This window comes from Micromonospora sp. DT231 (assembly GCF_049847025.1).
Classification (GTDB): domain Bacteria; phylum Actinomycetota; class Actinomycetes; order Mycobacteriales; family Micromonosporaceae; genus Micromonospora.
The window spans coordinates 331015-356737 of record NZ_JBNCNO010000004.1 but is presented as its reverse complement, the minus strand read 5'-3'; the positions used below and the strand labels follow the sequence as shown (position 1 = coordinate 356737).

Sequence of the window (25723 nt, the reverse complement as noted above, 5' to 3'; positions counted from 1 at the left end):
GGGTGGTGGCGATGACGGACGGAACACGCGCCCCCGCCCCGTCGCAGGCCGCCGAGCCGGGGGTGTTGCGCCCGGCGCTCGGTCTGCTCCGCCGGTGGTGGCCGGTCGCCGCGGTCGCCGCTCTGCTCGCCGGTGCCGCGCTGGCGTCCGCGCACTCGTCGATCGGGGCCAGCCGGATCCCGCCGGCCGCGGACAACGTCCCGTGGGTGCCCGAATACCCGACCGCCGAGCCGTCGCCGTCCATTCCGATCGAGCCGCGTACTGCCGGTGAGGCCACCCAGGCGCACATACCGCAGTGGATCACCACCGTGGCGATGGCGCTGCTCGGGCTGACCATTCTCGCCGCCCTCGGTTACCTGTCCTGGATTCTGATCCGGGGCGTACTGCGCCGCACCACCCGGGCCCTGCCGGCGCAGCGGTCCCGCCGTACCGCCGAGGGCACCGCCCGCGAGGTGGTCGCCGCCCTCGACGCCGGCCTGGTGGAGCTGGACGACCGGGACACCGACCCGCGGGTGGCGGTGATCGCCTGCTGGGTACGCCTGGAGGAGGCCGCCGCCGCGGCCGGTGTGCCACGGCTCGCCGGGGACACCCCCACCGACCTGGTCAGCCGGCTGCTGCGGGGTGACCCGGAGGCCGGCGTCCCGGCGATCGTCAGCACCGACGTGCTGGCCGAGTTCGCGCACGTCTACCGGGAGGCCCGCTACGCCACCCGCCCGGTCGACGAACGCACCCGCGACCAGGCTCGCGCCGCACTTCGTCGGCTGCGCGGAGAGCTCACGGCGGTGACCCCATGAGCAGCACCAGCATCGACGACCTGCTCGGGTCCGAGGAGGAGGCGGCGCCGAGAGGCCCGCAGGAGTCCCGGTCCCGGGTCGGTCCGGTGGTACGCGCCCTCGCGTGGGCCGCCGCGGTCGTCGCGGTGCTGCTCGTCGGCCTCCGCGCGGTCGGCCTGCAGGTCTCGCTGCCCGTCCTCGTCGCCGGGGTGCTCGCCGTGGCGGCGGTCCGGCGGGTCACCGCCCTGCTCGCGCCGCCACCTCCGTCGCCGGCGGGTGGCCGGGCCGGGACGGGCGAGGAGGACGGCAGCTACAACTGGGGTGCCCGGGACGCGTTGCGCACCGCGATCAATCGCTGGGAGTGGCCGCTCGACTGGTCCACGACCCGACCCGAACGTTTCACCGGGGTGGTCCTGCCCCGGATCGCCGAACTGGCCGACGAGCGGATGCGCCTCAAGCACGGCGTCACCCGCGAGTCGGACCCGGCCCGCGCCCGTGTCCTGCTGGGTGACCGGCTGTGGACGTTCCTGGAGACCCCGCCTCGCCGCACCCCGTCGCCACGCGACCTCGCGGTGATCGTCGCCGAACTGGAGAAGATCTGATGAACGACGTGGACCGGAGCATTGCCCCCGCCGAGGTCGGCCACCTGGCTCGGGCGGTCCTGGACGCCGTCGGCACCGTCGTGGTCGGCAAGCGGGACGCGTTGGAGCTGGTCCTCGCCGGCATCCTGGCGGGCGGTCACGTGCTGCTCGAAGATCTGCCGGGGCTGGGCAAGACGCTCACCGCTCGCTCGTTCGCCCAGGCGCTGGGCCTGGACTTCCGCCGGTTGCAGTTCACCCCCGACCTGCTCCCCGCCGACGTCACCGGCTCGTTCCTCTACGACCAGCGCAACGGCGACTTCACCTTCCGGGCCGGGCCGGTCTTCACGAACCTGCTGCTCGCCGACGAGATCAACCGGACGCCGCCGAAGACGCAGTCCGCGCTGCTGGAGGCCATGCAGGAAAAGCAGGTGTCGGTGGAGGGGGTGACCTACAAGCTGGACGAGCCGTTCCACGTGCTGGCCACCGCCAACCCCATCGAGTACGAGGGCACGTACCCGCTGCCCGAGGCGCAACTGGACCGGTTCCTGCTGCGGGTCTCCTTCGGTTACCCGCAGCACGAGGAGGAGTGGGAGGTGCTCCGCCGCCGGATGAGCCGCCGCCGTGAGGAGGCGGACATCAAGGCGGTGGTCGACGCCGCCACGCTGCGGGCCATGCAGGCCGCCCTGGAGGACGTGGTGGTGGAGGACTCCATCGGCCGCTACATCGTCTCCCTCACCGCGGCCACCCGGGAGCACCCGTCGGTGCTGGTCGGCGCCTCCCCGCGGGGATCGCTGGCGCTGCTGCTGCTGGCCCGGGTCCGCGCGGTGTTCGGCGGACGCGACTACGTGGTGCCGGAGGACGTCAAGGAGGTCGCGGCTCCCGCCCTGGCCCACCGGATCACCCTGCGCCCGGAGATGTGGCTGCGCCGGGTCGACCCGGCGTTCGTGGTCGGCGAGGTGCTGGAGGCCACCCCCGCCCCGGCGAGCGGCGCGCTGCCCAGCTACGCCGCGGGCGGGCCTCGGCACTGATGACCGGACCGACCGAGCCGATGGCCACCGAGCCGGAACCGGCCGCCGGCTGGGCACCCACCCGGGCGCTCGGCCGGGCGGTGCTGCTCGCCGGCCTGCTGCTGGTGGCGGGTGTGCTGCTGGGGCGTGTCGACCTGATCGTGCTGGCCGCCCCGTTCGCGCTGGGCACCGCGTACGCGCTTCGCCGCCGGCCCACGGCGCTGCCGCAGGTGTGGATCACCCAGGGTGCGGACGGGCCGCTTGTCGAGGGCGGCGACCTGACGGCTGCGGTGAGCGTCGGCAATCCGGACACGGTCGACTACGACCTGGTGGTGGTGCGTTCCCGCGTGTCGCCGTGGCTGCGCATCGACCGGGTCGGCTTCGCCCAGGACGGGGACGTGCCCGAGGTGCCGCCAGCCGCCGCGACGCCGGCCAGCGGCGGGGCTCCGGCCAACGGCAGGGGCCGTTCCCTCGCCGACCGGCCGTTCGTGACCGCAGTGCCGACCGGGACGGTGGCGGACCTGGAACTGGCCGGCCACGCCATGCGCTGGGGCCGGCATCCGGTGGGACCGGCCGGTGCCCGGGTCGCCACTGCGGGCGGCCTGCTGGTCTCCCGTGCGGTGCTCACCGAGCCGGTCCGGGTGCGGGTGTACCCGCGTACCGAGCCGTTCGAGGCCGTCGAGGCCATGCCCCGCGCCGCCGGGCTCGTCGGGGCGCACCACTCCCGCCGGCCCGGCGAGGGCGGCGAGTTGGCCGGGGTACGGATCTTCGCCCCGGGGGACCGGTTGCGCCGCATCGACTGGCGGGTGTCGTTGCGCGCCCGGCAGTTGCACGTGGCGGCGACGCTCTCCGACCGCGACGCGGAGGTGGTGGTGCTGCTCGACGTGCTCGCCGAGGCAGGCCGCTCCGGCGGGGTGAGCGGCGCGGCCTCGGTGCTGGACACCACGGTCCGGGCCACGGCCGCGATCGCCGAGCACTACCTGCACCGCGGCGACCGGGTCTCCCTGCTGGAGTACGGGCCGGGAGCTCGCCGGCTGCGTCCGGCCGCCGGGCGGCGGCAGTACCTGACCGTTCTGGAGTGGCTGCTCGACGTGCACGTCCACCCGTCCTCGCACGAGCCGTACGACCAGGTTTTCGGCCCGCAACTGCTCTCCTCGGACGCGCTGGTGGTGGTGTTGACCCCGTTGCTGGACGAACGGTCGGCACAGATGCTCGCCCGGCTGGCCCGCGCCGGGCGGTTCGTGGTGGCCGTCGACACACTGCCGACCGACCTTTCCGCGCCGAAGAACCTGGGCTGGGCCGAGGTGGCGTACCGGCTGTGGCGTCTGGATCGGGACGTCATGATCGGGCAGCTCCGGGAGCACGGCGTCCCCGTGGTGCGCTGGGCCGGCGCCGGCAGTCTGGACCAGGTGTTGCGGGACGTGGCCCGGTTGGCGACGGCTCCGAGGGTGGGTGGCAGATGATCGACGCGGTGACCGGGCGGGTGCGGACCGCACAGAGGGCGGTGGCCCGCATCAGCGTCGCCCCGCTGCTGGTTCGGGCCGGGATCTTCGCCGTCGTGTTTGCCGGGTTCGCCCTGGCCTTCCCCGCCGAGGTGTTTTCCGGCCGCCCCCTCCTCTTCCTGGCGGTCGCCGCCCTGTTTCCCGCGTTCGGCCCGCGTCGGGTCTGGGCGGTCTTCACGGCGTTGGTCACGGTCGGCGGTTGGCTGCTCGCCACCGACGGGTACGGCCGCCCGGTCGCCCTCTGGCGGCTGCTCGCCGTCGCCGCCCTGCTCTACCTGGCGCACACCCTCTGCGCGCTTGCCGCGCTGTTGCCCTACGACGCGGTGGTGGACCCCGCGCTGATCAGCCGGTGGTTGCTGCGGGCGGGCGGCGTTCTGCTGGGCACCGCGGTGCTCGGGGTGCTGTTGTTGCAGGCCGCGGGCATGGGCGGCGAGGCCGGATACCAGTGGGTGACCCTGCTGGGGTTGCTGCTGGCCGTGGGGACGGCGGCGTTGCTGGGCTGGCTGCTGCGACGGCGGTGACCGCTGCGACCGGAGGGTTACGCAGGTCACACGGGTTGTGCTCCGTCACAGATGGGGGCCGCGAGCGGCATTACCTGAGCCGGCCGGGGAAAGATAGACAACGTGAATCCGAAGCGGATCCTTGTGGTGGGTGCCGGGCACGTCGGTCTGTACGCGGCGCTGCGCCTGTCGAAGAAGCTCAGCTCCCGTGAGGCTGAGGTCATGGTGGTGGACCCCCAACCGCACATGACCTATCAGCCGTTCCTGCCCGAGGCCGCGGCGGGCAACATCTCCCCACGGCACTCCGTGGTGCCGCTGCGCCGGGAGTTGAAGCGGTGCAAGATGGTGGCCGGCACGGTCACGCGGATCGAGCACGACCGCAAGGTGGCCACCGTTCAGCCGATCAGCGGCCCGGCCCGGGAGATCCCGTACGACCACGTGGTCGTGGCCCCGGGCTCGGTCTCCCGCACCCTGCCGATTCCCGGCCTGCACGAGCAGGGCATCGGGTTCAAGACCATCGGCGAGGCGATCTACCTGCGCAACCACGTCCTGGACCGGCTCGACGTGGCGGCCGCCACGGCGGATGCCGACGTCCGCCGTTCGGCGCTGACCTTCACCTTCGTCGGCGGTGGGTACGCCGGCATCGAGGCGCTCGCCGAGATGGAGGACATGGCTCGCGACGCCCTGCGCTACTACCCGGAGCTGAACCAGGACGAGGTGCGCTGGGTGCTTGTCGAGGCGACCCAGCGGGTGCTGCCCGAGGTCGACCGGGACATGGGCGCCTACACCGTCCAGCAGCTGATGAAGCGCAACATGGACATCCGGCTGGACACCCGGCTCGAGTCCTGCGTCGACGGGGTGGTCAAGCTCTCCGACGGGGACAGCTTCCGGTCCGACACCATCGTCTGGACGGCGGGTGTGAAGCCGTCGCCGATGCTGGACGCGACCGACTTCCCGCGCGACGACCGTCGCCGGATCACCTGCCTGCCCACGCTTCAGGTGGTCGACGGTGACCAGGTGGTCGAGGGCGCGTGGAGCGCCGGCGACTGCGCCGCTGTGCCGGACCTCACCAAGGAGCCGGGCAACTTCTGCTCGCCGAGCGCGCAGCACGCGGTGCGCCAGGCCGCCCGGATGGCCGACAACATCACGGCCGTCATCCGGGGCCGCGAGCCGGTCAACTACAAGCACAAGCACGTCGGCAGCGTCGCGAGCCTCGGTCTGCACAAGGGCGTCGCCCAGGTGTACGGGATCAAGATGACCGGCTGGCCGGCGTGGGTCATGCACCGGACGTACCACATGAGCCGGATCCCGTCGTTCAACCGCAAGGTCCGGGTGGTGGTGGACTGGTCCCTGGCGTTCTTCCTCAAGCGTGAGGTGGTCGCCCTGGGGCAGCTGCACGACCCGCGCGAGGAGTTCGCCGAGGCGTCCCAGCCGGTCGGTGCCCCCCGCGTCTGACGCAGAGATACCCAAGAGGGCCCCTGCTCACCGGTTCCGGCGAGCAGGGGCCCTTCTCTGCGTGGGCTCGGGTGCGACGACGGTGGTCAGACCCGCCAGATCCAGGCGTCGGCCAGCCGGGTCGCGGGGCCGTAGAGCTGCTCCAGGGTGATGCGCAGGCTCTCCACGTGGGGGGCGTCGTCGGCCAGCACCACGCAGGAGGCACCCCAGAAGTCCGCGTCCCAGGCGGCCTGCTGGCGCTGCTCGTCGCCGATGGTCGGCTGGCCACCCCGCCGGGCGACGTCCGCCAGCAGAGCGGAGGTGGGCTGCTTGAAGGTGCCCATCGCCGCGGTGCCGCGCCTCCCGTACGGGCCGATGAAGAACCCCTCGGGCAGGCTGAAGGCGGCGTCGGCGGCGGTGGCCCAGCGCATCGGCCCGGGTTCCTTGGGCGTTGGCAGCGGCACCGGAACCAACACCCCACCCGGGCGTACGCACTCCCGCCAGTGGCCGCCGGTGATGAACTCCGGCACGGCGGGCCGAGCGATGGTCGGCAGGGGAGTCGGGAAGATCGGCAGCAGCGCCGCGCCGACGGCAAGTGGCACCAGCCGTCGGGCCCGACCGGTGCCGCGCAGAGCCCTGTCGACAGCGAGCACGAGCAGTGTCGCGACGATCGGCAGCAACGCCAGCGCGAACCGCATCGGCAACGCCCCGTCCACCACCGGGAGTCCGCCGATCAGGGCGTACGGGCCGGGTAGCGCGGTCCTGGTGCCACCGAGCACCACCTCGGGGCCGAGCGAGAGCGTACCCATCACGAGGCCCGCCACGACGCAGGCGAGGACCAGTCGCCGTCGCCCGACCCAGATCGCGCAGGCCACGGTGACCAGCAGGAGGGGCCAGCCGAGGAAGGTGTTGTACTCGGCGGGACCTGTGGTCAGCCGGGCCGCCTCGACGCTGCCGGCCACCGACAGCGGGGAGAGCGCCCACCAACTGCCCAGATCGGCCGAGAAGTACGCCGGGGTGAACATGCCGTCGGCAACCCCCTGCGGGCCGGCGAACTGGAACCACAGCGGATAGCCGAGCACCAGCAGGGAGAGCCCGGCGGCGATGGCCAGCCCACGGGCGAAGCCGGGCAGCGCCCGCCGGGCCAGGTCCCGATCCGCCACGGCGTAGCTGACCGCCATCACCAGCAGCGTGGCGGCGGCGAGGAAGAGCACCTCCTCGCCGATGAAGACCTGCGCGCTGACCGCGCCGGCCAGCCCGGCCGCCGAGGTGATCATCCGTCGGCGGTCCGGCCCGCCGGGTCGGACCCGTCCGGTCTCGTCGGGGGTCACCGGGCCCGGGTCGGCCGCCCGCAGCAGCCGGACCACCAGCCAGACGATCACCGGCACCAGCCACTGGGCGGTCATGTGCAGGTGGCTGTTGGTCTGCGAGACCATGCCGGGGCCGAACCCGCACAGGCCACCGCCGAGCGCGGCGGCGAGCCGGCGGGCGCGCAGCATCCGGTGGAACAGCAGATACCAGGCGACAGCGGTGCCGGCGAGGTTGGCGGCGGCGAGCAGCGCGAAGCTGACCGGTGCGCCCAGCAGCAGGGTGACCGGCGCGAAGACGACGCCGAGCGCGATCACCGTGGTGTTGGCCATCAGGTTGACGCCGTCGGGCGCGTTGAGCCGGTCGGTACGCAGGTCGAAATCCCCGAGCAGCGCGCGGGCGTCGACCGCCAGGAACCATTCGTAGAGGGTCTGGTCCTCCGGGTTGAGCGCCAGGGTGCGGCCGGCCGGATCGGGCCACATGCCGTGGGTGAGCCAGCCGGCGAGCGCGACCCAGACCAGAGCGACAAGCAGATCCGCCCGGTGTCGGCGGACGGCTTCCAGCAGGCGGGTGACCCGAGGCCGGCGGTCGACCCGTTGGGCGAGGCGGAAGACCTGCTCAGGGGCGGCGTCGGGGGCCGTGGGGGCTGCGCTGCTCACGGGATCGACCCTAATGTGGCCAGCCCTGCTGGGTACGTCGAGACGCCGCTAACCGGTTACGGTGACACTGCACAGCGCGTGTCGACGCGCCGGTGCCACCCGCCCGGGTGGTGGAAAGGCAGACACGGCCGCCTTAAAAGCGGCTGCCGCAAGGCGTGCGGGTTCGACCCCCGCCCCGGGCACCCCCCTCAGCTCGACACATTCTCATTCGTGATCACCAGGACTTGGCTGCGCCGTTTACTCTTGGAGGGCACGTTCACGTGCAACGACCCCCTGAGGGAGGCCAGACAGTGAAGACCTCGAACCCGGTGCTCGCCCGGCTCGGCCAGGCGGCCGAGCGGGAGCGTTCCGCCGGGTACGCCCCGGCCGGGCCGTACGGACAGCCCGGCATTCCCCAGCAGTACCCGTCCCAGGCCGGTTACCCGGCCGCGCCGCCCACCGTGGCGCCGATGACCGTCGACGACGTCGTCGTCAAGACCGTCGCTCTCCTCGGCATCCTCGGCATCACCGCCGCGGCAGCCTGGGTGCTCGTGCCCGACGCGCTCGTCGGCACCGCCTGGATCGGCGCGGCAGTGGTCGGGCTGGTCCTCGGTTTGATCATCTCGTTCTCCCGGATGGCCAACCCGGCCCTCGTCATCGCGTACGCGGTCGTCGAGGGTGTGTTCGTCGGCATGGTCAGCAAGGCGTTCGAGTCGCTCTACGACGGCATCGTGCTCCAGGCGGCGGTGGCCAGCTTCGGCATCTTCTTCCTGATGGCGATGCTCTACCGGGCGAAGGTCATCCGGGCCACCCCGGCGTTCGTCAAGGGCATGATCGCGGCGATGGTCGGCCTCTTCGCCGTCATGATGATCAACCTGGTGCTGGCGCTGTTCGGCGTCAACACCGGCCTGCGTGACGGCAGCCCGTTGGCCATCGGCTTCAGCCTGGTCTGCATCGTGGTCGCCTCGCTGAGCTTCGTGCTCAGCTTCAAGGAGATCGAGGACGGCGTCCGGATGGGCCTGCCGCAGCGCTACTCCTGGGTGGCCGCGTTCGGCATCCTGGTCAGCCTGGTCTGGCTCTACATCGAGATCCTGCGCCTGCTGAGCTACTTCCAGGGCGACGACTGACCTCGTCCGCACCGCCGACCGGCGCCCGCTCCCGCTTCGGCGGGGGCGGGCGCCGTCGTCGGCGCCGTTTCCCCGCCGCCGCCGGTCCGTCCGGGGCAGAGTGACTGCGAGGGCGTGACACAAGCCCTGGGGGTACGCGGGCCAAGGAGGCGGCGGTGCGCAGCAACAACCCGGTGCTCAACCGGCTGGACGAGACCGGCCGGGTGGAGTCCCGGGTGCTCGGCGCCCGCGACGTCGAGCCGATGACCGTCGACGACGTGGTGACCCGTACCGTCGGGTTGTTGCTGGTCACCGGTGTGGCGGCGGCGGTGTCCTGGGCGGTGGTCCCGGACGCGGCCTGGCTCGGCGCCGCGCTGGCCGGCAGCGCGCTCGCCTCGATCGCGCTGGTCCTGGTCATCTCGTTGCGGGGCATCACCAATCCGGTGCCGATCGTCGGCTACGCGGTGCTCCAGGGCCTGCTGCTCGGGGTGGCGAGTCGCACCTTCGAGCAGGTCTACCCGGGCATCGTGGTGCAGGCGGTGGCCGGCACGTTCGGCGTCTTCCTCGGCATGGCGGCGCTCTACCGGGCCCGGGTGATCCGGGCGACGCCCCGGCTGGCCCGCCTGGTGATCGGGACGCTGCTCGGGATCGCCGTGCTCAGCGTGGTCAACCTGGTGTCGTACCTGATCTCCGGCCGGCCGGGTCTGGCGGTCTACAGCGTCAGTGGGCAGGTGGGCTGGCTGCCGTACGCCTTCTCGGTGGTGGCCATCATCGCCGGTGCGTTCAGTTTCATCCTGGACTTCGACCTCGTCGAGCGCTCGGTGCGCGACGGTCGACCCCGCCGGTACGCGTGGCTGAGCGCGTTCGGCCTGCTCACCGGCCTGGTGTTCCTCTACTGGCAGCTGCTACGGCTGCTCAGCTACCTGCGCCGCTGACCGGCGCTGCCAGCGGGCCCCACCCTGCCCGCCCGGCCGGCAGCATGATCGACTCGGCTTTCATGAAGTCGGGGTGTCCGGGTCGCGGTGATGCCACGGCTTTCAGGAAATCGAGTCGATCTCGGGCGACGCGTCGGCCGGCCGTAGACTCGGTGGCGATGAGCGCAGCAGAGTTGGACCAGGCCGTGCGGTTGCTGGTCCGTCAGGTCGAGCACTGGCAGCAGCCGCGCTGGGCGGCGGTCGCGACCACCGGCAACGTACCCCGCGCCGACCTGGTGCACAGGTTGGTGCAGGAGGTGGCCAACCTGGCCGCCGACACCGAGGGTGAACCGCGCCGGGTCGTGCCCCGCCTGGACAACGACCTGGCGCTGCCCGATCAGTTGCGGGTGGTGACGGCCGACCTGCGGGCCACCGGGGTCGACGACGAGGTGCTGACACGGGCCGCCGCCGAGGTGACGGCGACCCGCAGCGCGCTCTGAGGCCCACCTACGAGCTTTGAGGCCCGCCCCGCGACCCCGCGGGCCGGCCGGGCGTCAGCTCAGTTGAGCCGTTCGAGCACCATGGCCATGCCCTGGCCGCCGCCCACGCACATGGTCTCCAGGCCGATGGTCTTGTCGTGCCACTCCAGGGCGTTGAGCAGGGTGCCGGTGATCCGGGCGCCGGTCATACCGAACGGGTGGCCGACCGCGATCGCGCCGCCCATCACGTTCAGCTTCTCCTCCGGGATGCCCAGCTCGCGGTAGGACGGAATGACCTGCGCCGCGAAGGCCTCGTTGATCTCGACGAGGTCGACGTCGTCGATTGTCATGCCGGCCCGGCGCAGCGCCTGCCGGGACGCCTCGACCGGCCCGAGGCCCATGATCTCCGGCGACAGGGCTGTCACACCTGTGGAGACGATCCGGGCCAACGGGGTCAGCCCCAACTCCTCGGCCCGCTGGGCGCTCATCACCACGACGGCTGCCGCGCCGTCGTTGAGCGGGCAGCAGTTGCCCGCGGTGATCCGACCATCCGGACGGAACACCGGCTTCAGGCCGGCGACCGCGTCCAGGGTGACACCGGCCCGGGGGCCGTCGTCGGTGCTCACCACGGTGCCGTTCGGCGTGGTGACCGGGGTGATCTCCCGGGCCCAGAAGCCGTCGGCGATGGCCTTCTCGGCGAGGTTCTGGCTGCGTACGCCGAACTCGTCCATGTCGGCGCGGGTCACGTCGTACACCTGGGCCAGGTTTTCCGCGGTCTGCCCCATGGTCAGGTAGATGTCGGGCAGCTCACCGGCCTCGCGCGGGTCGGTCCACGCCTCGGCGCCGCCCTGCGCGCGGCGCTTCGAGCGCTCGCTGGCCGCCCCGAAGCGCGGGTTCTCCCAACCGCCGCCGACAAGCGCCTGCGCCTCGGGCGGCAGCCCGTCGGAGCTGCCCCGGGCATAGCGGGAGACCATCTCCACACCCGCGGAGACGAACACGTCACCCTCGCCGGCCCGGATCGCGTGCATCGCCATCCGGGTGGTCTGCAACGACGAGGCGCAGTAGCGGGTCAGGGTGGCACCGGGCACAGTGTCCAGACCGAGCAGGGTGGACACCACCCGGGCCATGTTGAAGCCCTGCTCGCCCCCGGGCAGGCCGCACCCGAGGTAGAGGTCGTCGATGGTGGTCGGGTCGAGCGCGGGGACCTTGTCCAGTGCGGCCTGGACGATTGTCGCGGCGAGGTCGTCGCTGCGGACGTCGCGCAGGGACCCCTTGTGCGCCCGGCCGATGGGGGAGCGGGCGGTGGCGACGATGACGGCGTCGCGGGACGACTCAATCGGCATGAGCCAACGTTAACCCGTCAGTAACATGGCGCGGAAGGAGCCGGCGCGGCGGGAAATGTCACCCTGGCCGGGGACGATCTAGCGCCGGGTCGCGACAGTCGCCGCGGCGACGACGGCGGGCAGCAGCGCGTGCGCCCACACCCGGTAGCCGTCGGCGGAGGGGTGGAAACCGTCGTGGCAGAGCGTCCCCGCGTCGGCCCGGAACACCGGCCCGGTCTCGGTGGCGAGGTCGACCACCGAGCCACCCGCGTCCAGCACGGCGGCGGTCTGCGCGCGAGCCATCCGACGCCCGGACCAGCCGATCACCTGGCGCAATGGCGGTGCGATGGCACGCACCGCGCCGAGGTCGGGGCAGGTGCCCACCACCACCTCGACCCGCGCCTCCCGCAGCCGGTGCACCGCGGCGGCGAGATAGGCCGCCGCGTCGGAGGGGCGGCGCAGCCCGGTGGCGTCGTTCGCGCCGATCAGGATCAGCGCCACGTCGGGCCGTTCACCGAGCAGGGCTCGGGCCACCTGGGTGGCGAGGTCCGTCGAGCGGGAACCGGAGACGCCGACGCTGGACAGGTGCACGCGCCGACCGGTCGGGCCCTCGGCGAGCAGGTTGGCCAACTGTCCGCCGATGGTGTCGTCGAGACGGTCGACGCCCACACCGAGCGCCGACGAGTCGCCGAGCAGCACGAGCCGCAGCGGCGGAGCGCCCGCCCGGCCGATCGTGGCCCGCAGGGCCAGCCCCAGCTCCGGTTGGGCGTAGCGCCGGTGCCGGGCGACGAACGCCTCACCGGCCAGGACGGCCGCGCCGCCCACGGTGCCGGCGAGCAGCGAGAACGCCGCCGCCCGGCCCAGTCGGCCGGCGAGGCCGGCGGTGATGCCCCGCTCGCTGCGCTCGTTCATGCCAGTCCCTCCACTGTCGAGGCGTCCGGGGCGGATCCGTGCTGCGGCACCGCGCCGACACCGAAGAACGCCCGGCGGCGCAACTGCGCCCACCGGCCGGCCGGCCCCCGGTCGCGGCCCCGGACCTGGGTGCCGCTGACCTCGGTGCCGGCGTGCCGGGCCGCCTCCGCAGCGGCCTCCGGCAGCGACCGTACGCCCTCTCCCCACGTCGGTGTGGCCCGTCGTTCCTGCCCTGCGCCGAGCGCGGACAGCATGGTCGGCAGGAGCGCGGCGGCGGCCATCGCGTACCCCTCGGCGGAGGGATGGAACCGGTCCCACGCGAACATCCGGGTCGGCTCCGCCGCGAACCGGGGGCCGAGGAGATCACCGAGGGAGACCGTCCAACCGCCCGCCTCCACCACGGCGACCGTCTGGGCCGCGGCGAGTTGACGGCTCCACCGGTGCGCCAGCCACCGCAGCGGGGGCTGGATCGGGCGGATCGCACCCAGGTCGGGGCAGGTGCCGACGACCGCTTCGCACCCGGCGTCACGCAGCGTGTGCACCGCCTCGACCAGGTAGCGCACCGCCAGCCCACGCGGGGTCCGGTTGGTGATGTCATTGCCGCCGATGAGGATCACCGCGATGTCGGGTCGGCACTCCAGCGCCGCCTCCACCTGGTGGCGCAGCGCCGCGGAGATGGCACCGACCACCGCGAAGCGGTGCAGTTGCACAGGCCGGTGCAGTCGACGGGACAGGCCGGTGGCGAGCAGCGCCCCGGGCGTCTCCCGACGGCGGTGCACCCCGTAGCCGGCGGCCGACGAGTCACCGAGCACGACCATGGTGAGGGCCGGACCGGGGAACTTCGCGCCGTAGATCCCGTCGATGCGCGGGGGCGGCGCCTCGGCCATCGGGATGGTGCGCCGGGCCTGCCGGGCCTGGCCGAGCAGCACCCCGCCGGTCGCCACCGCGGCCGCCGCGGTGGCGCCTGTCCCGATCGCCGCCAGGCGGGCGAACCGCAAGGTCTGCCGCCAGCGCTCACCGGGTACGACGGAATCAGCCACCCCCATACCGCGACATTATCGCGCCGCCCCGACATGCCGCTGTCGTCGTGACGGCACCCGAGTGCCTGGAAACCGACGCGACGGGGTATCCGTAGGGCGGAGGCCGGCGGACTTGCGCCGACCCGCCACGCTGATCCGGCGGAGAGGAGCGCGACGATGGGGAAGACACTGAAGCGCAGCGCGGCCTTCGCGGCCCTGGCGCGGGCACTGACGGCAGGGGCACGCGGGGGGCCGTCGCTGGGCACCCGGCTGGCCGCCCTGCCCCGGATGATCCGGGCCACCACCAAGGGGGAGTACGACGGCGGCCTTCGGCTGGCCCTGATGACGGCGGCGACGGCGTACATCGTCTCGCCCATCGACCTGCTCCCGGAGATCCCGCTGGCGATCTTCGGGCTGGCCGACGACGCGGTCATGATCACGTGGTTGGCGGGCAGCGTGCTCGCCGAGACCGACCGCTTCCTCCAGTGGGAGGCGGGGCGCAGCTCGGTCATCCCCGGGGGCCTGGTGCCCTGACGACACGTACGCTGGACGGCGAGGAAACGTCTGCCCGGCCGCCGTTGCCGGCGCCGCAACGAAGGGCACACCGTGCAGTTCTACGACAACGTCGTCGACATGATCGGCAACACCCCGCTGGTCCGTCTGCGTAACGTCACCGCGGGCATCCAGGCCACCGTGCTGGCCAAGGTGGAGTACGTCAACCCGGGCGGCTCGGTCAAGGACCGGATCGCGCTGCGGATGGTGGAGGACGCCGAGGCCGCCGGCCTGCTCAAGCCCGGCGGCACCATCGTCGAGCCGACAAGCGGCAACACAGGTGTCGGGCTGGCCCTGGTGGCCCAGCTCAAGGGCTACAAGTGTGTCTTCGTCTGCCCCGACAAGGTCAGCCAGGACAAGCAGGACGTGCTCCGGGCGTACGGCGCCGAGGTGGTGGTCTGCCCGACCGCTGTCGCCCCGGAGGACCCCCGCTCGTACTACAACGTCTCCGACCGGCTGACCCGCGAGATCCCCGGCGCCTGGAAGCCCGACCAGTACAGCAACCCGGCCAACCCGCGCTCGCACTACGAGACCACCGGCCCGGAGCTGTGGAAGCAGACCGAGGGCGGGCTCACCCACTTCGTGACTGGCGTCGGCACCGGCGGCACCATCTCCGGCATCGGCCAGTACCTCAAGGAGGCCTCCGAGGGCCGGGTCCGGATCATCGGGGCCGACCCGGAGGGTTCCGTCTACTCCGGCGGCACCGGCCGTCCGTACCTGGTGGAGGGCGTCGGCGAGGACTTCTGGCCGGAGACGTACGACAGGAGCGTCGCCGACGAGATCGTCGAGGTTTCCGACAAGGCGTCCTTCGAGATGACCCGGCGGCTGGCCCGCGAGGAGGGGCTGCTGGTCGGCGGCTCCTGCGGGATGGCGGTGGTCGCCGCGCTGGAGGTCGCCCGCAGGGCCGGCCCGGACGACGTGGTGGTGGTGCTGCTACCGGACGGCGGCCGGGGCTACCTTTCCAAGATCTTCAACGACTCGTGGATGGCCCGGTACGGCTTCCTCGACAACTCGGGCGCCGAGCCGACCGTGGCCGACGCGCTGGCCAGCAAGCCGGGCGGGCTGCCCGAGTTGGTGCACGTGCACCCCACCGAGACGGTTCGCGACGCCATCGACTACATGCGCGAGTACGGCGTCTCCCAACTGCCGGTGCTCAAGGCCGAGCCGCCGGTGGTGACAGGTGAGGTGGCCGGCTCGATCGCCGAGCGGGACCTGCTCGACGCGCTCTTCACCGGCCAGGCCCACCTGCACGACACGATCGAGCGGCACATGGGCGACCCGCTGCCGATGATCGGTGGCGGCCAGCCGGTCAGCGAGGCGGTCGGCCTGCTGGAGAAGTCCGACGCCGCCCTGGTCCTGGTCGACGGCAAGCCCAAGGGCGTCCTCACCCGCCAGGACCTCCTGTCCCACCTGGGCGCCCACTAGCCCAGCCCCAACCCCAACCCCAACCCCAACCCCAACCCCAACCCCAACCCCAACCCCAACCCCGCCCCGCCCTCCCCGCCCCCGTTGCCCCGTCGATCTTGCACTTTCTGTCCCCGCATATGCCGCATCAACGACATACGCACGACAGAAAGTGCAAGATCGACGCGGGGCGGGGCGGGGCGGGGTGGGGCAGGGCGGGGTGGGGCGGGGTGGGGTGGGACAGGGCTAGAGGGGGCGGGTGTAGCGGAGTTGGCGGGTCGGGGCTGATCCGATCGCCTCGTCCCGTTCGGTGCCCGTCGGGGTCCAACCGCCGCGCTCGTAGAAGGCGCGGGCGTGCGCGTTCTCCCGCAACACCCAGAGCACCGCGCGCCGCCAACCACGTGCCCGCATGGCCTCCAACGTGTCGACCATGAGCATGCGACCGGTGCCCCGGCCCTGCTCGGCAGGGTCGAGATGGATCGCGTTGAGCAGTCCGGTGGCGGGGTCGTCCTCGTCGTCCGGACCCAGGTAGCTGAACCCGACAAGCGCCCCGCCCCGTTCGGCCACTGTCATCCGGTGGTTGTCCCGCTCCCACTGCCACCGCTCCGCCCAGTACCGCCCCATCGCCTCCGGCGTCGGGTCGGCCAACGCCTCGGCCGGCAGGAAGGCGGAGTACGCGGCGATCCGGGAGCGCTGGTGCAGGGCTCCCACCGCCATCATGTCGCGAGCGGTCGCGGGGCGGAGCGAGACGGTCATCCGGCCGAGGCTACCCGGCGGGGTGGGAGCTGCACCGTGGTCAGGTCCTCGGCGATGATCAGGTCGCCGTCGAAGTGCGCGCGGGCCTCGTCGTGGAACCGGCGCGGGTCCGGGTAGCGCTGGGAGAAGTGGGTGAGCACGAGCCGGCGTACCCCGGACTCGGTCGCCACCCGAGCGGCCTGCGCCGCGGTCAGGTGGCCGACCTCGGCGGCGAGCGCGGCCTCCGACTCCAGGAAGGTCGACTCGATGACCAGCAGGTCGGCGTGCTCGGCGAGGGCGTACACCCCGTCGCAGAGGCCGGTGTCCATCACGAACGCGAACCGCTGACCCGGCCGCGGAACGCTCACCTCGTCACGGGTGACGCGACGCCCGTCGAGGTCCAGGTGCCCGACGCGGATCAGCTCGCCGACCGCCGGCCCACTGATGCCGTACGCGGACAGCCGCTCCGGCAGCATCCGGTGGCCGTCCGGCTCGACCAGGCGATAGCCGTACGTCTCGATGGGGTGCCGCAGCCGGCGTGCCTCCAGGGTGCCGCAGCCCAGGGTGATCCGCTGCCCGTCCTCCTCGATCGGGGTGACCTGAAGTTCGGCGGTCTCGTGGAAGGAGGTGGCGTGCCGCAGCCGGGCGAAGTATTCGGCGCCGCCCGCCGGGAAGTGCACGGCGACCGGGTGCGGCACCCGGTCCAGGGAGAGTCGCTGGATGGTGCCGGGCAGGCCGAGGCAGTGGTCACCGTGGAAGTGGGTGACGCAGATGCGGGTCAGGTCGGTGGCCGTGACCGTGGTGTGGAGGAACTGGCGCTGGGTGCCCTCGCCCGGGTCGAAGAGGATCACCTCATCGTCCCAGCGCAGCACGTACCCGTTGTGGTTGCGCTGACGGGTCGGCGCCTGGCTGGCCGTTCCGAGAATCACCAGCTCGCGCATGGACATCGCCGCTCCCGGAGATGGAGCGACCCCCGGGGCGCTCCGCGCTGGTGCGCGGGCCGGCTGGACTTGGCCGGCACCCCGGGGGTCGGGTGGCTGTCGTGGATTCGCCGCACCGCTGCCACACGGTCTCGACGATGGTGCTGGTGCCCGCCTCGCGGCGGACCGATCACTGTCGAGGACAGCGGCTAGCTGACAGCCACCTCACGAGTCCGATTGCTATACAAGTCTGGACCACCTCCTTTCACGTGTACGGCCACGTTATCGAGTCTCCGGCGGGGTCGGCAACGGATTTCGATCACAGGGTCAGATGGGAATGGCCGGCCGCCTGTCATCCGGCTCAGGGGTGGTCGTCAGGACGAGTCACGTCGCGGAGTCGGCTGCACGTGCCGCGAGGCTCACCGCGCAGCCGGCGGCCAGCGCGAAGCTGAAGCGGTCAGCCGCAGCGAAGGCGATACTGCTGATCTTGAACTGATGAGGCGGCACCAGGTTGTATGGCGCGGCGGGGAGCGAGGCGAAGTTCAGGAAATCGCTCTCCCCACGCACGACGCACGGCACGAGGCAGCCAGATCGACGGCCAGAGCTGAATCAGCACGTCGCGGTTGATGTAGCGGTGGAGGTCGTCCAGGCCAGCGGTTTCGTTCAGGACCGTCCGGGAAAGATCCACTACTCCGGCGGTGGGACCGCAGAGTTGTTCGGAGCTAGGGTGCCGGCCGTAGGTGCGTCCGCGTGCAGCGTTCCCGATGATCACCGACGACTTCGGCAATCTCGCCGGGTGTCGTGGCTGCGTCTATCCGTAGCGCCCGCCAGCATTTGCCGCACGTAACTCGGCCTGTGACGACGATGTTCCACGTCGACACCTCTGACTCGACTGGCACCCGCACCGGCTGATCGCCCTCTGCCCGCGCACTGAACATCGCTACCCCCTGCCGAGTGAGGGGCGCCCGCATGATCGACGGGACCTGCGGACGCCCCTTGGGTGCAGCGACGGGCACCGATCCCAGATCCACTACCCACCGCGCAGGAATGACAGTAGTGCCAGTAGTGCCAGTAGGGCAATGGGTGTAAGTAGTCCCTGCCACGGGTAGGCGCAGCCTGTGCGCGTGCCGATACCCCACACCGCGCACGAGATCGAAGCCGATTTGCTACGGCGCATCGGCGCTGGCGAGTTTCCGCGCGGCCAGCGCCTCCCGACGTACGACGCGCTGGCCGATGAGTATGGCTCGGCCCGGCGCACAGTGGCGCGCGCCGTTGAAGGGCTGAAGGCGCGGGGGATCGTGGTTGGCGTCCGAGGGTCGGGCGTGTACGTCGCGGAGACGTAGCAAACGCACGTCGGCCGGCCGGTGGGGCCCGGACTATCGTTGGCCGATGGCAGGCGAAACGCGCGCAGAGCGGTTGACGCTCATTTCCGAGGTGAGCCTGGGCGGCGGCGCGCCGCTGGTTCTGCGGTGGCCCGTGCTTGTCCAGCCGGGGCAGCGCTACTGGCTCGACGCGGACGATTCCGCGCTCATTGTGGAAGATGCGGCCGGTGTCAGATCCTCGTCTCCGTGTGCGTACGAGACCGGTCCAGGCGCACGGCGCGGACGGGCATGCCGGGGCGAGCAGGGACAGTCGGCGGGTGGGGCAGCGCTGTTGTTGGCGACCATTGAGCCCAACGCCGAACAAGGCCACCGGGTCCCGACCCGGTGGCCTTGCCCGTCAACGCAATGGCGGTCAGCCGCCGACGCGGGCCACGCCGACCGGGCAACTCAGCCCGTTCGACTCCGCCTGCCGGCTACCTCTAGAGATCCGGCTGGCCCTCGCGCACGTGAACGTGCGCGAGGCCCGAAGAAAAGGAGGCGACGTGGTCGGGTGAGCCGTGACTCTTCTTGGTGTCATGAAACCTGCCCTCGCGCACCGCGAAGTCGTAACAGCCATCGCCGACCTGGTATTCGGCGAGGATGCCTGTGATCCCGTGGCGGGCGATCCATTCAAGCGCTGCGACCTTGTCGTCGAAGACGCCGGAGGCGAAGCGCGCCGCATCGCCGTGAAAGATCCACACCCGCCGCGCGTCGTCGCCTGATCCGCCATTGACCATTCCGTCATCGTCGCACTTGCGCTCAGAGCGCGCTGTCGACCTTGGCCACGCCCACCGGGCAGGTCATGCCGTTCGGGCCGTGGTTGCAGTAGCCGTTCGGGTTCTTCGTCGGTGCGAGGTACTGCTGGTGGTAGTCCTCGGCGAAGAAATAGTTGCCCAGCGGAGCGATCTCGGTGGTGATCTCACCCTTGCCGGCCCGGCTCACGATCGGCTGGAACGCGTCCCGGGACGACTCGGCGATGGTCCGCTGCTCGTCGGTGGTCGTGTAGATCGCCGAGCGGTACTGGGTGCCCACGTCGTTGCCCTGGCGCATGCCCTGGGTCGGGTCGTGGTTCTCCCAGAAGACCTTCAGCAGGTCCTCATAGTTGATCTTGCTGGGGTCGTACACCACCTGGACGACCTCGGCGTGCCCGGTCCGGCCGGAACACGTCTCCTCGTACGTCGGGTTCTTGGTGATGCCACCCGCGTACCCGGCGGAGGTGGTGTAGACGCCCGGCAGCGTCCAGAACAGCCGCTCGGCTCCCCAGAAACAGCCCATGCCGAAGACCGCGACCTGCAGGCCCTCCGGGAACGGGCCCTTCAACGGGGTGCCCAGCACCTCGTGGCGGTCGGCGACCGGCATGGCGATCGGACGGCCCGGCAGGGCCTGGTCGGGCGAAACCATCTCAGCGTTCATACGGCGCAAAAACACGTGGGGATCTCCTCTCGTACCTCTCCCAGCGTGTAACACCCGTGGGTCCACCTTCCTTACCCGCGCCGGTGTGACTCAGGCCCCGCCCGGGAGTGCGGCGGCAACCCGTTCCGCGTAGGTCCCGGCCTCGGCGTCGTCCTCGTAGCGGGTACGCGGCCAGAAGAAGCCCCGCAGCCCGTCCCCCTTGGTCCGTGGGACCACGTGGGTGTGCAGGTGCGGGACGGACTGGGACACCTTGTTGTTCATGGCCACGAACGTCCCACCGGCCCCCAGACCGGTCTCCACGGCCACCGCCAGGCGCTGGACCAGCGCGAAGTAGCCGGGCAGCAGGTCCGCCGGCAACTCGGCAAGGGTCACCAGGTGGACTCGGGGCACCACGAGCACATGCCCCTTGAACACCGGTCGGGTGTCCAGGAACGCCACCCCGTCCGGGGTGTCGGCCACCCGGAACGCCGGCACCTCACCCGCCACGATCCCGCAGAACACGCAACCGCTCATCGGCTCAGGCTATGCCGGGGCGGACGGACCACGGCGCCCCCCACGCACGCATCGACTGTGATAGTCATAGACAAGTCTGGATAAGCACACGGGGGGAAGACGTGCTGTCGCGACAGCGACGCCCGGCCGGTCGGCCGAGGCGGGCTGCCGCGTGGACGGCGTCCGCAGATTCCTCGTGTCGACCTGACGACCCCGGCTGTCCGGGTCCCGTTCGTCGAACCTCGAAAGGACGCACCTTGCTCATCAGAAGACGCCCGACTCTGGCCCTGGCCGCCCTGACCGTCGGGCTGCTGACCGCCGCGATCTCGACCCCCGCCCAGGCGGCTCCCGCGCAGACGGCCACCCCGCTGTCACTGCCGGGGGTGGCCGACGTGGTGTCGGCCGGTGACCGGGTCTTCGTCAGTGGTGGCTACTCCTCGACCGAGGTCGTGGTGACCAGCGCGACGGGCACCGTGGTCGGCACCCTGTCGGGGCTGCCCGGCCCCAGCGACCTGCTGCTCAGTGCCGACCGGCAGACGCTCTACGTGGCGCTGCCCAGCGCCAACGCCATCGCCGCCTTCAACACCGGGACGCTTGTCGAGTCGGCCCGGTACGACACCGGCGAGGGGGAGTGCCCGTCGTCACTCGCGTTGACCGGGCGCTACCTGTGGTTCGGCTACGGCTGTGACCAGTGGGGCGGCAACATCGGCCGGATCGACCTGGGACGCCAGCCGGCCCTGGTGACCACCGGGGTGGCCACCGGCCAGGACTTCTACGACGCCCCGCTGCTGACCGCCGCCAGCCAGAACCGTTCGGTGTTGCTGGCCGGGCAGCCCGGGTTGAGTCCCGCGTCGGTGTACGCGTACACGATCGGCGCCGGGGGCGCACTGAGCGCACCCCGGGAGAACGACTTCATGGCGGTCGGCAGCTACCTGCGAGACGTCGCGCTCGACCCCACCGGCACCACCGTCTTCACCGCCTCCGGCGCCCCGTACGTGGTGCAGGCGTTCCCGTTCGCCGACATCAGCACCCCGTCGGCGACCTATCCCACCGGTTCGTACCCGAATGCGGTCGAGGTGTCCCGCGACGGCACCAGGATCGCCGGCGGAGCGGACGCCCTGTATGACCCGGACGTGTTCGTCTTCCGGGTCGACGGCACCGAGCTGGCCCACTTCGAGCTGGGCGACGCGCTCAGTCCGGGTGCGCTGGCCTGGGCGCCCAACGGAGCCCGGGTCTACGCGGTGTCCTACGACTGGACCGGGGCCCACCCGGTCACCCTGCACGTCCTGCCCGTTCCGGCCGGCTGACCGGCCCGCCGGCGGATCGTCGGTGTGTGCGGGGCCGGGCCAGACGGTCCGGCCCCGCCCAGGAGCGCGGGTTCCGTGCCAGCCCTCTGCGTCGGGGCACTAGCCTCACCAGAATGACCCACGGCTTCGACACGCTCGCGATCCACGCCGGTCAGGACCCCGAGGCGCGGACCGGCGCGGTGATTCCACCGATCTACCAGACCAGCACGTACGCCCAGGACGCCGTCGGCGCGCCCCGGCTCGGCTACGAGTACAGCCGCTCCGGTAACCCGACCCGGGACGCGCTCCAGGAGTGCCTGGCAGCGCTGGAGGGTGGGCCGGTGGGGCTCGCCTTCGCCAGCGGTCTGGCGGCGGAGGACGCCCTGCTGCGGACCGTCTGCCAGCCGGGCGACCACGTGGTGATCCCGGACGACGCCTACGGCGGCACGTACCGGCTGTTCGCCCGGGTCGCCCAGCGCTGGGGCCTGGAGTTCACCCCGGCGAAGGTCTCCGACCCGGCGGCGATCCGGGCGGCGATGCGGCCCGGCCGCACGAAGATCGTCTGGCTGGAGACGCCGACCAACCCGCTGCTGGGCATCGCCGACATCGCCGCCCTGGCCGCCGTGGCACACGACGCGGACGCTCTGTTGGTGGTCGACAACACCTTCGCCTCGCCGTACCTGCAACAGCCGATCGCGTTCGGCGCGGACGTGGTGGTGCACTCCACCACCAAGTACGTCGGCGGGCACTCCGACGTGGTCGGTGGCGCCCTGGTCGTCGCGGACGCCGCGCTCGGCGAGGAGTTGCGCTACCACCAGAACGCGATGGGCGCGATCAACGGCCCCTTCGACGCCTGGCTCACCCTGCGCGGCATCAAGACCCTCGGCGTACGCATGGACCGGCACTGTGACAACGCCGAGCGGCTGGCCGCGTACCTCGACGGGCACGCCAAGGTGGCCCAGGTGCTCTACCCCGGGCTGCCGTCGCACCCCGGTCACGAGATCGCCGCCAAGCAGATGCGCCGGTTCGGCGGCATGATCTCGTTCCGTGCCGCGGGTGGTGAGGAGCACGCCGTGGACATCTGCAACCGCGCCAAGCTCTTCGTGCTCGCCGAGTCGCTGGGAGGCGTGGAGTCCCTGATCGAGCACCCGGGTCGGATGACACACGCAAGTGCTGCCGGCTCGCCGCTTGAAGTTCCCGGCGATCTCGTGCGACTGTCTGTCGGCATCGAGACGGTCGACGACCTACTCGCCGATCTGGAGCAGGCGCTGGGCTGACCGCTGGGGAGGATGGCCGTGCAGGACATCATGGCGACCTGGGTCGGGGCGACCGCCAAGCAGATCGCCCGGGGCGTACGCCGAGGTGACGTGTCGGCCACCCAGGTCGTCGCCGACCACCTTGAGTACATCGCCCGTGCCGACCGCGAGCTGGCCGCGTTCCGCGTCGTCCGCGGCGGTGAGGCGATCACCGAGGCGGAGAAGGTCGACGAGCAGGAGGACCTGGCCAACCTGCCACTGGCCGGGGTGCCGGTGGCGGTCAAGGAGAACACTCCGGTCGCCGGCCTGCCCACCTGGAACGGGTCGGCGGCGGCACGCAGCGACGTCGCGGAGGCCGACCACGAGGTGGTGCGCCGGTTGCGCGGCGCCGGCGCGGTGATCCTCGGTGTGACCCGGATGCCGGAGCTGGGGCTGTGGGCGGTCACCGACGACGACCACGCGGTGACCCGCAATCCGTGGGACAGCACGCGTACCCCCGGTGGGTCCTCCGGTGGCGCGGCCGCCGCGGTGGCCGCCGGGCTGGTGCCGATCGCGCACGCGAACGACGGTCTCGGCTCGATCCGGATCCCGGCGGCCTGTTGCGGGCTGGTCGGGCTCAAGCCGGGTCGGGGTGTGGTCCCGTGCCAGCTCGGCGCGGACGACTGGTTCGGCCTCACCGAGCACGGCATGCTGACCAGCACGGTCGCCGACGCGGCGGTGGGCTTCTCGGTGCTCGCCGGCCGGCGGGCCGAGAAGCTGGTTCCGCCGCAACGGCTGCGGGTGGGTGTCTCGCTGCGCTCCCCGGTGCGGGGTGTCGCAGCGGACGCCCCCAACCGGGACGCGGTCGCCGCCGCCGGTCGGCTCCTCGCCGCCGCCGGGCACGACACCGTGCCGGCCGATCCGGTCTACCCCACCGCGCTGGGCCTGCAGGGCATCGCCACCTGGCTCGCCGCCGCCGCCACCGACGTGCGGGCCGCCGGGTTGGACCGCCGGGGTCTGCAACGGCGTACCCGTCGGCACGTCGCCCTGGGCGAGTGGGCGCAGCGTCGCGGTTACGTGCGGGAGGCGGACCGGGCCGCGTGGCGGCAACGCTCTGTCGACTTCTTCACCGACCACTCGGTCGACCTGCTGCTCACCCCGGCGCTGGCCAGCGCACCACCGGAGGCGGCGCGCTGGTCCGACAGGTCCTGGCGGGCGAACATGACAGCCAACATCCGGTACGCCCCGTTCGCCGCGCCGTGGAACATCGCCGGCCTGCCGGCGATCGTGGTGCCGGTCGGCCGCCGCCCGGACGGTCTGCCGGTCGCCGTGCAGATCGTCGGTCCGCCGGGCTCGGAGCTGCTGCTGCTCGGTGTGGCCGGCCAGTTCGAGCTGGCCGCACCGTGGGCGCGGCACGCTCCCGGTTACCCCCGGGTCGGTCTCGGGGCCCCGGAGGTCCAGTCCCGGGGCTGATCCACTCGAGTCCCGTGGAATCGCCCTGTCGAGGCACTGTTGATACCCCGGTATCAGGGGATGTCGAGTGGATCACCGTCACCCACGCCGGTGTCGCCGCAGAGGGCTCCCCAGCCGGGTGGCACGATCGGGGCATGACGGAACTGGTCGGTCTCGACGACGTGCGGGCTGCACGGGAACTGCTCGCCGGTGTCATCCGGACCACCCCGCTGGAGCCCTCCCGCCCGCTCACCGCTGCGCTGGGCGGGCCGACCTGGCTCAAGTGCGAGAACGTGCAGCGCGCCGGCTCGTACAAGGTGCGCGGCGCGTACGTGCGGATCTCCCGGTTGTCGGCGGCGGAGCGGGAGCGCGGCGTGGTCGCGGCGAGCGCGGGCAACCACGCGCAGGGCGTGGCCCTCGCCGCGGGCCTGGTCGGCACGCACGCCACAGTCTTCATGCCGGTCAACGCGCCGCTGCCGAAGGTGGCCGCCACCAAGGGGTACGGCGCGCAGGTCGAGTTCGCGGGCAACACCGTCGACGAGTCACTTGTCGCCGCGCAGACCTACGCCGAGCGCACCGGAGCGGTGCTGATCCACCCGTTCGACCACCCGGACGTCATCGCCGGCCAGGGCACGGTGGCGCTGGAGATCCTCGAACAGTGCCCGGACGTGAAGACGATCATCACCGGGGTCGGTGGCGGCGGCCTCATCTCGGGCATGGCGGTCGCCGCGAAGGCGCTGCGACCGGACGTCCGGATCATCGGCGTCCAGGCGGCCGGTGCGGCGGCGTTTCCTCCCTCGCTGGTGGCCGGGGAGCCGGTCCGGCTTCCGGCGTTCTTCACCATCGCCGACGGCATCGCTGTCGGTCGGCCCGGGGAGATCACCTTCAACCACGTGCGCAAGCTCGTCGACGAGATCGTCACGGTCTCCGAGGAGGACATCTCCCGGGCGCTGTTGATGCTGCTGGAGCGCGGTAAGCAGGTGGTCGAGCCGGCCGGGGCGGTCGGCGTCGCCGCACTGCTGGCCGGCGTGGTCGAGGTGGAGACGCCTGTGGTCGCGGTGCTCTCCGGCGGCAACATCGACCCGCTGCTGATGCTCCGGGTGATCGAGCACGGTCTGGCCGCCGCAGGGCGCTACCTGCGGGTGACGGTGCGCTGCTCGGACCGGCCGGGACAACTGGCGTCGCTGCTCACCCAGATCGCCGAGCACCGGGCCAACGTGGTGGACGTGGAGCACCAGCGCGCCAACCCGCACCTCAGTCTCGGCGAGGTGGAGGTGGCGCTGTCGGTGGAGACCCGGGGCGTGGAGCACTCGGACACGCTGATCAGCGCCCTGCGGGCCAGCGGCTACCAGGTGGTCTTCGCCGCCGAGGCGTGACA

Annotated in this window: 26 protein-coding genes and 1 tRNA gene; 17 read left to right on the top strand and 10 right to left on the bottom strand. The window is 72.1% G+C overall.

Annotation, left to right across the window (positions count from 1 at the left end):
• Positions 1-11 precede the first annotated feature (11 nt).
• The 6 genes from ACPXBU_RS13005 to ACPXBU_RS12980 all read left to right on the top strand — a co-directional run bounded on the left by ACPXBU_RS13005 (position 12) and on the right by ACPXBU_RS12980 (position 5818).
• On the top strand, positions 12-794 hold the full coding sequence (locus ACPXBU_RS13005) for a DUF4129 domain-containing protein (protein ID WP_393366463.1): 783 nt from the start codon (positions 12-14) through the stop codon (positions 792-794).
• Complete coding sequence (locus ACPXBU_RS13000) at positions 791-1375, top strand: hypothetical protein (protein ID WP_393366465.1); 585 nt, start codon at positions 791-793, stop codon at positions 1373-1375. Before ACPXBU_RS13005 ends, ACPXBU_RS13000 begins: the two co-directional genes overlap by 4 nt.
• Positions 1375-2382 carry an AAA family ATPase gene (locus ACPXBU_RS12995; protein WP_238644181.1) on the top strand — a complete coding sequence of 336 codons (1008 nt, stop codon included), beginning with the start codon at positions 1375-1377 and terminating at the stop codon, positions 2380-2382. Before ACPXBU_RS13000 ends, ACPXBU_RS12995 begins: the two co-directional genes overlap by 1 nt.
• Complete coding sequence (locus ACPXBU_RS12990; RefSeq protein ID WP_393366468.1) at positions 2382-3824, top strand: DUF58 domain-containing protein; 1443 nt, start codon at positions 2382-2384, stop codon at positions 3822-3824. The genes ACPXBU_RS12995 and ACPXBU_RS12990 overlap by 1 nt, the downstream gene beginning before the upstream one ends.
• On the top strand, positions 3824-4384 hold the full coding sequence (locus ACPXBU_RS12985; RefSeq protein ID WP_393367093.1) for a hypothetical protein: 561 nt from the start codon (positions 3824-3826) through the stop codon (positions 4382-4384). The genes ACPXBU_RS12990 and ACPXBU_RS12985 overlap by 1 nt, the downstream gene beginning before the upstream one ends.
• 102 nt (positions 4385-4486) lie before the next feature.
• Positions 4487-5818 (top strand): NAD(P)/FAD-dependent oxidoreductase, encoded by a 1332-nt coding sequence (locus ACPXBU_RS12980; protein ID WP_425758215.1) that lies wholly within the window; start codon positions 4487-4489, stop codon positions 5816-5818.
• 86 nt (positions 5819-5904) lie between these two features.
• Here ACPXBU_RS12980 and ACPXBU_RS12975 read toward each other — a convergent pair whose 3' ends face one another.
• A complete protein-coding gene (locus ACPXBU_RS12975; protein WP_425758214.1) occupies positions 5905-7764 on the bottom strand; it encodes a hypothetical protein in 1860 nt (619 codons plus the stop codon).
• 101 nt (positions 7765-7865) lie between these two features.
• Here ACPXBU_RS12975 and ACPXBU_RS12970 point away from each other — a divergent pair.
• The 4 genes from ACPXBU_RS12970 (at position 7866) to ACPXBU_RS12955 (ending at position 10263) form a co-directional block, all read left to right on the top strand.
• A tRNA-Leu gene (locus tag ACPXBU_RS12970) sits at positions 7866-7946 on the top strand.
• Positions 7947-8054: 108 nt separating this feature from the next.
• Positions 8055-8870, top strand: a complete 816-nt coding sequence (locus tag ACPXBU_RS12965; protein WP_393366473.1) for a Bax inhibitor-1/YccA family protein — start codon at positions 8055-8057, stop codon at positions 8868-8870.
• Positions 8871-9025: 155 nt separating this feature from the next.
• Positions 9026-9784, top strand: a complete 759-nt coding sequence (locus tag ACPXBU_RS12960; RefSeq protein WP_393366475.1) for a Bax inhibitor-1/YccA family protein — start codon at positions 9026-9028, stop codon at positions 9782-9784.
• A gap of 158 nt (positions 9785-9942) precedes the next feature.
• On the top strand, positions 9943-10263 hold the full coding sequence (locus ACPXBU_RS12955; protein ID WP_425758213.1) for a hypothetical protein: 321 nt from the start codon (positions 9943-9945) through the stop codon (positions 10261-10263).
• A 59-nt stretch (positions 10264-10322) separates the two neighbouring features.
• Here ACPXBU_RS12955 and ACPXBU_RS12950 read toward each other — a convergent pair whose 3' ends face one another.
• The 3 genes from ACPXBU_RS12950 to ACPXBU_RS12940 form a co-directional block, all read right to left on the bottom strand.
• Positions 10323-11585: an acetyl-CoA C-acetyltransferase gene (locus tag ACPXBU_RS12950; RefSeq protein ID WP_393366479.1), complete on the bottom strand. Its 1263-nt coding sequence runs from the start codon at positions 11583-11585 to the stop codon at positions 10323-10325.
• A 78-nt stretch (positions 11586-11663) separates the two neighbouring features.
• Positions 11664-12476 (bottom strand): SGNH/GDSL hydrolase family protein, encoded by an 813-nt coding sequence (locus tag ACPXBU_RS12945; protein ID WP_393366481.1) that lies wholly within the window; start codon positions 12474-12476, stop codon positions 11664-11666.
• Complete coding sequence (locus ACPXBU_RS12940) at positions 12473-13522, bottom strand: SGNH/GDSL hydrolase family protein (protein ID WP_393366483.1); 1050 nt, start codon at positions 13520-13522, stop codon at positions 12473-12475. The genes ACPXBU_RS12945 and ACPXBU_RS12940 overlap by 4 nt, the downstream gene beginning before the upstream one ends.
• 150 nt (positions 13523-13672) lie before the next feature.
• Here ACPXBU_RS12940 and ACPXBU_RS12935 point away from each other — a divergent pair, with 150 nt between their 5' ends.
• Together ACPXBU_RS12935 and ACPXBU_RS12930 are read left to right on the top strand one after the other, a co-directional pair.
• A complete protein-coding gene (locus ACPXBU_RS12935) occupies positions 13673-14029 on the top strand; it encodes a YkvA family protein (protein ID WP_393366484.1) in 357 nt (118 codons plus the stop codon).
• A gap of 72 nt (positions 14030-14101) precedes the next feature.
• Positions 14102-15472, top strand: coding sequence for a cystathionine beta-synthase (locus ACPXBU_RS12930; RefSeq protein ID WP_425758212.1), 1371 nt, complete (start codon positions 14102-14104; stop codon positions 15470-15472).
• 225 nt (positions 15473-15697) lie between these two features.
• Here the strand turns inward: ACPXBU_RS12930 and ACPXBU_RS12925 are convergent, their stop codons facing one another.
• The 3 genes from ACPXBU_RS12925 to ACPXBU_RS12915 form a co-directional block, all read right to left on the bottom strand.
• On the bottom strand, positions 15698-16207 hold the full coding sequence (locus tag ACPXBU_RS12925; protein ID WP_425758211.1) for a GNAT family N-acetyltransferase: 510 nt from the start codon (positions 16205-16207) through the stop codon (positions 15698-15700).
• Complete coding sequence (locus ACPXBU_RS12920) at positions 16204-17133, bottom strand: ribonuclease Z (RefSeq protein ID WP_425758210.1); 930 nt, start codon at positions 17131-17133, stop codon at positions 16204-16206. Before ACPXBU_RS12920 ends, ACPXBU_RS12925 begins: the two co-directional genes overlap by 4 nt.
• Positions 17134-17490: 357 nt before the next feature.
• Positions 17491-17673, bottom strand: coding sequence for a hypothetical protein (locus tag ACPXBU_RS12915; protein WP_425758209.1), 183 nt, complete (start codon positions 17671-17673; stop codon positions 17491-17493).
• Between the two features lie 557 nt (positions 17674-18230).
• Between ACPXBU_RS12915 and ACPXBU_RS12910 the strand changes: the two genes are divergently transcribed.
• Positions 18231-18449 (top strand): GntR family transcriptional regulator, encoded by a 219-nt coding sequence (locus ACPXBU_RS12910; protein WP_244236286.1) that lies wholly within the window; start codon positions 18231-18233, stop codon positions 18447-18449.
• A 458-nt stretch (positions 18450-18907) separates the two neighbouring features.
• Here the strand turns inward: ACPXBU_RS12910 and ACPXBU_RS12905 are convergent, their stop codons facing one another.
• The 3 genes from ACPXBU_RS12905 to ACPXBU_RS12895 form a co-directional block, all read right to left on the bottom strand.
• On the bottom strand, positions 18908-19204 hold the full coding sequence (locus tag ACPXBU_RS12905) for a DUF7710 domain-containing protein (protein WP_425758208.1): 297 nt from the start codon (positions 19202-19204) through the stop codon (positions 18908-18910).
• 22 nt (positions 19205-19226) lie between these two features.
• Positions 19227-19895, bottom strand: coding sequence for a peptide-methionine (S)-S-oxide reductase MsrA (msrA, locus tag ACPXBU_RS12900; RefSeq protein ID WP_393366493.1), 669 nt, complete (start codon positions 19893-19895; stop codon positions 19227-19229).
• A gap of 75 nt (positions 19896-19970) precedes the next feature.
• A complete protein-coding gene (locus ACPXBU_RS12895) occupies positions 19971-20393 on the bottom strand; it encodes an HIT family protein (RefSeq protein ID WP_393366495.1) in 423 nt (140 codons plus the stop codon).
• Between the two features lie 236 nt (positions 20394-20629).
• Between ACPXBU_RS12895 and ACPXBU_RS12890 the strand changes: the two genes are divergently transcribed.
• The 4 genes from ACPXBU_RS12890 to ilvA all read left to right on the top strand — a co-directional run bounded on the left by ACPXBU_RS12890 (position 20630) and on the right by ilvA (position 25721).
• Positions 20630-21679, top strand: coding sequence for a YncE family protein (locus tag ACPXBU_RS12890; RefSeq protein ID WP_425758207.1), 1050 nt, complete (start codon positions 20630-20632; stop codon positions 21677-21679).
• Positions 21680-21792: 113 nt separating this feature from the next.
• Entirely contained in the window at positions 21793-22935 is a 1143-nt protein-coding gene (locus ACPXBU_RS12885; RefSeq protein WP_425758206.1) for a cystathionine gamma-synthase, read from the top strand.
• A gap of 12 nt (positions 22936-22947) precedes the next feature.
• Positions 22948-24366, top strand: a complete 1419-nt coding sequence (locus tag ACPXBU_RS12880) for an amidase (RefSeq protein ID WP_425758205.1) — start codon at positions 22948-22950, stop codon at positions 24364-24366.
• Positions 24367-24500: 134 nt separating this feature from the next.
• Positions 24501-25721 carry a threonine ammonia-lyase gene (gene ilvA / locus ACPXBU_RS12875; protein ID WP_393366500.1) on the top strand — a complete coding sequence of 407 codons (1221 nt, stop codon included), beginning with the start codon at positions 24501-24503 and terminating at the stop codon, positions 25719-25721.
• The last annotated feature ends 2 nt before the right edge of the window (positions 25722-25723 follow it).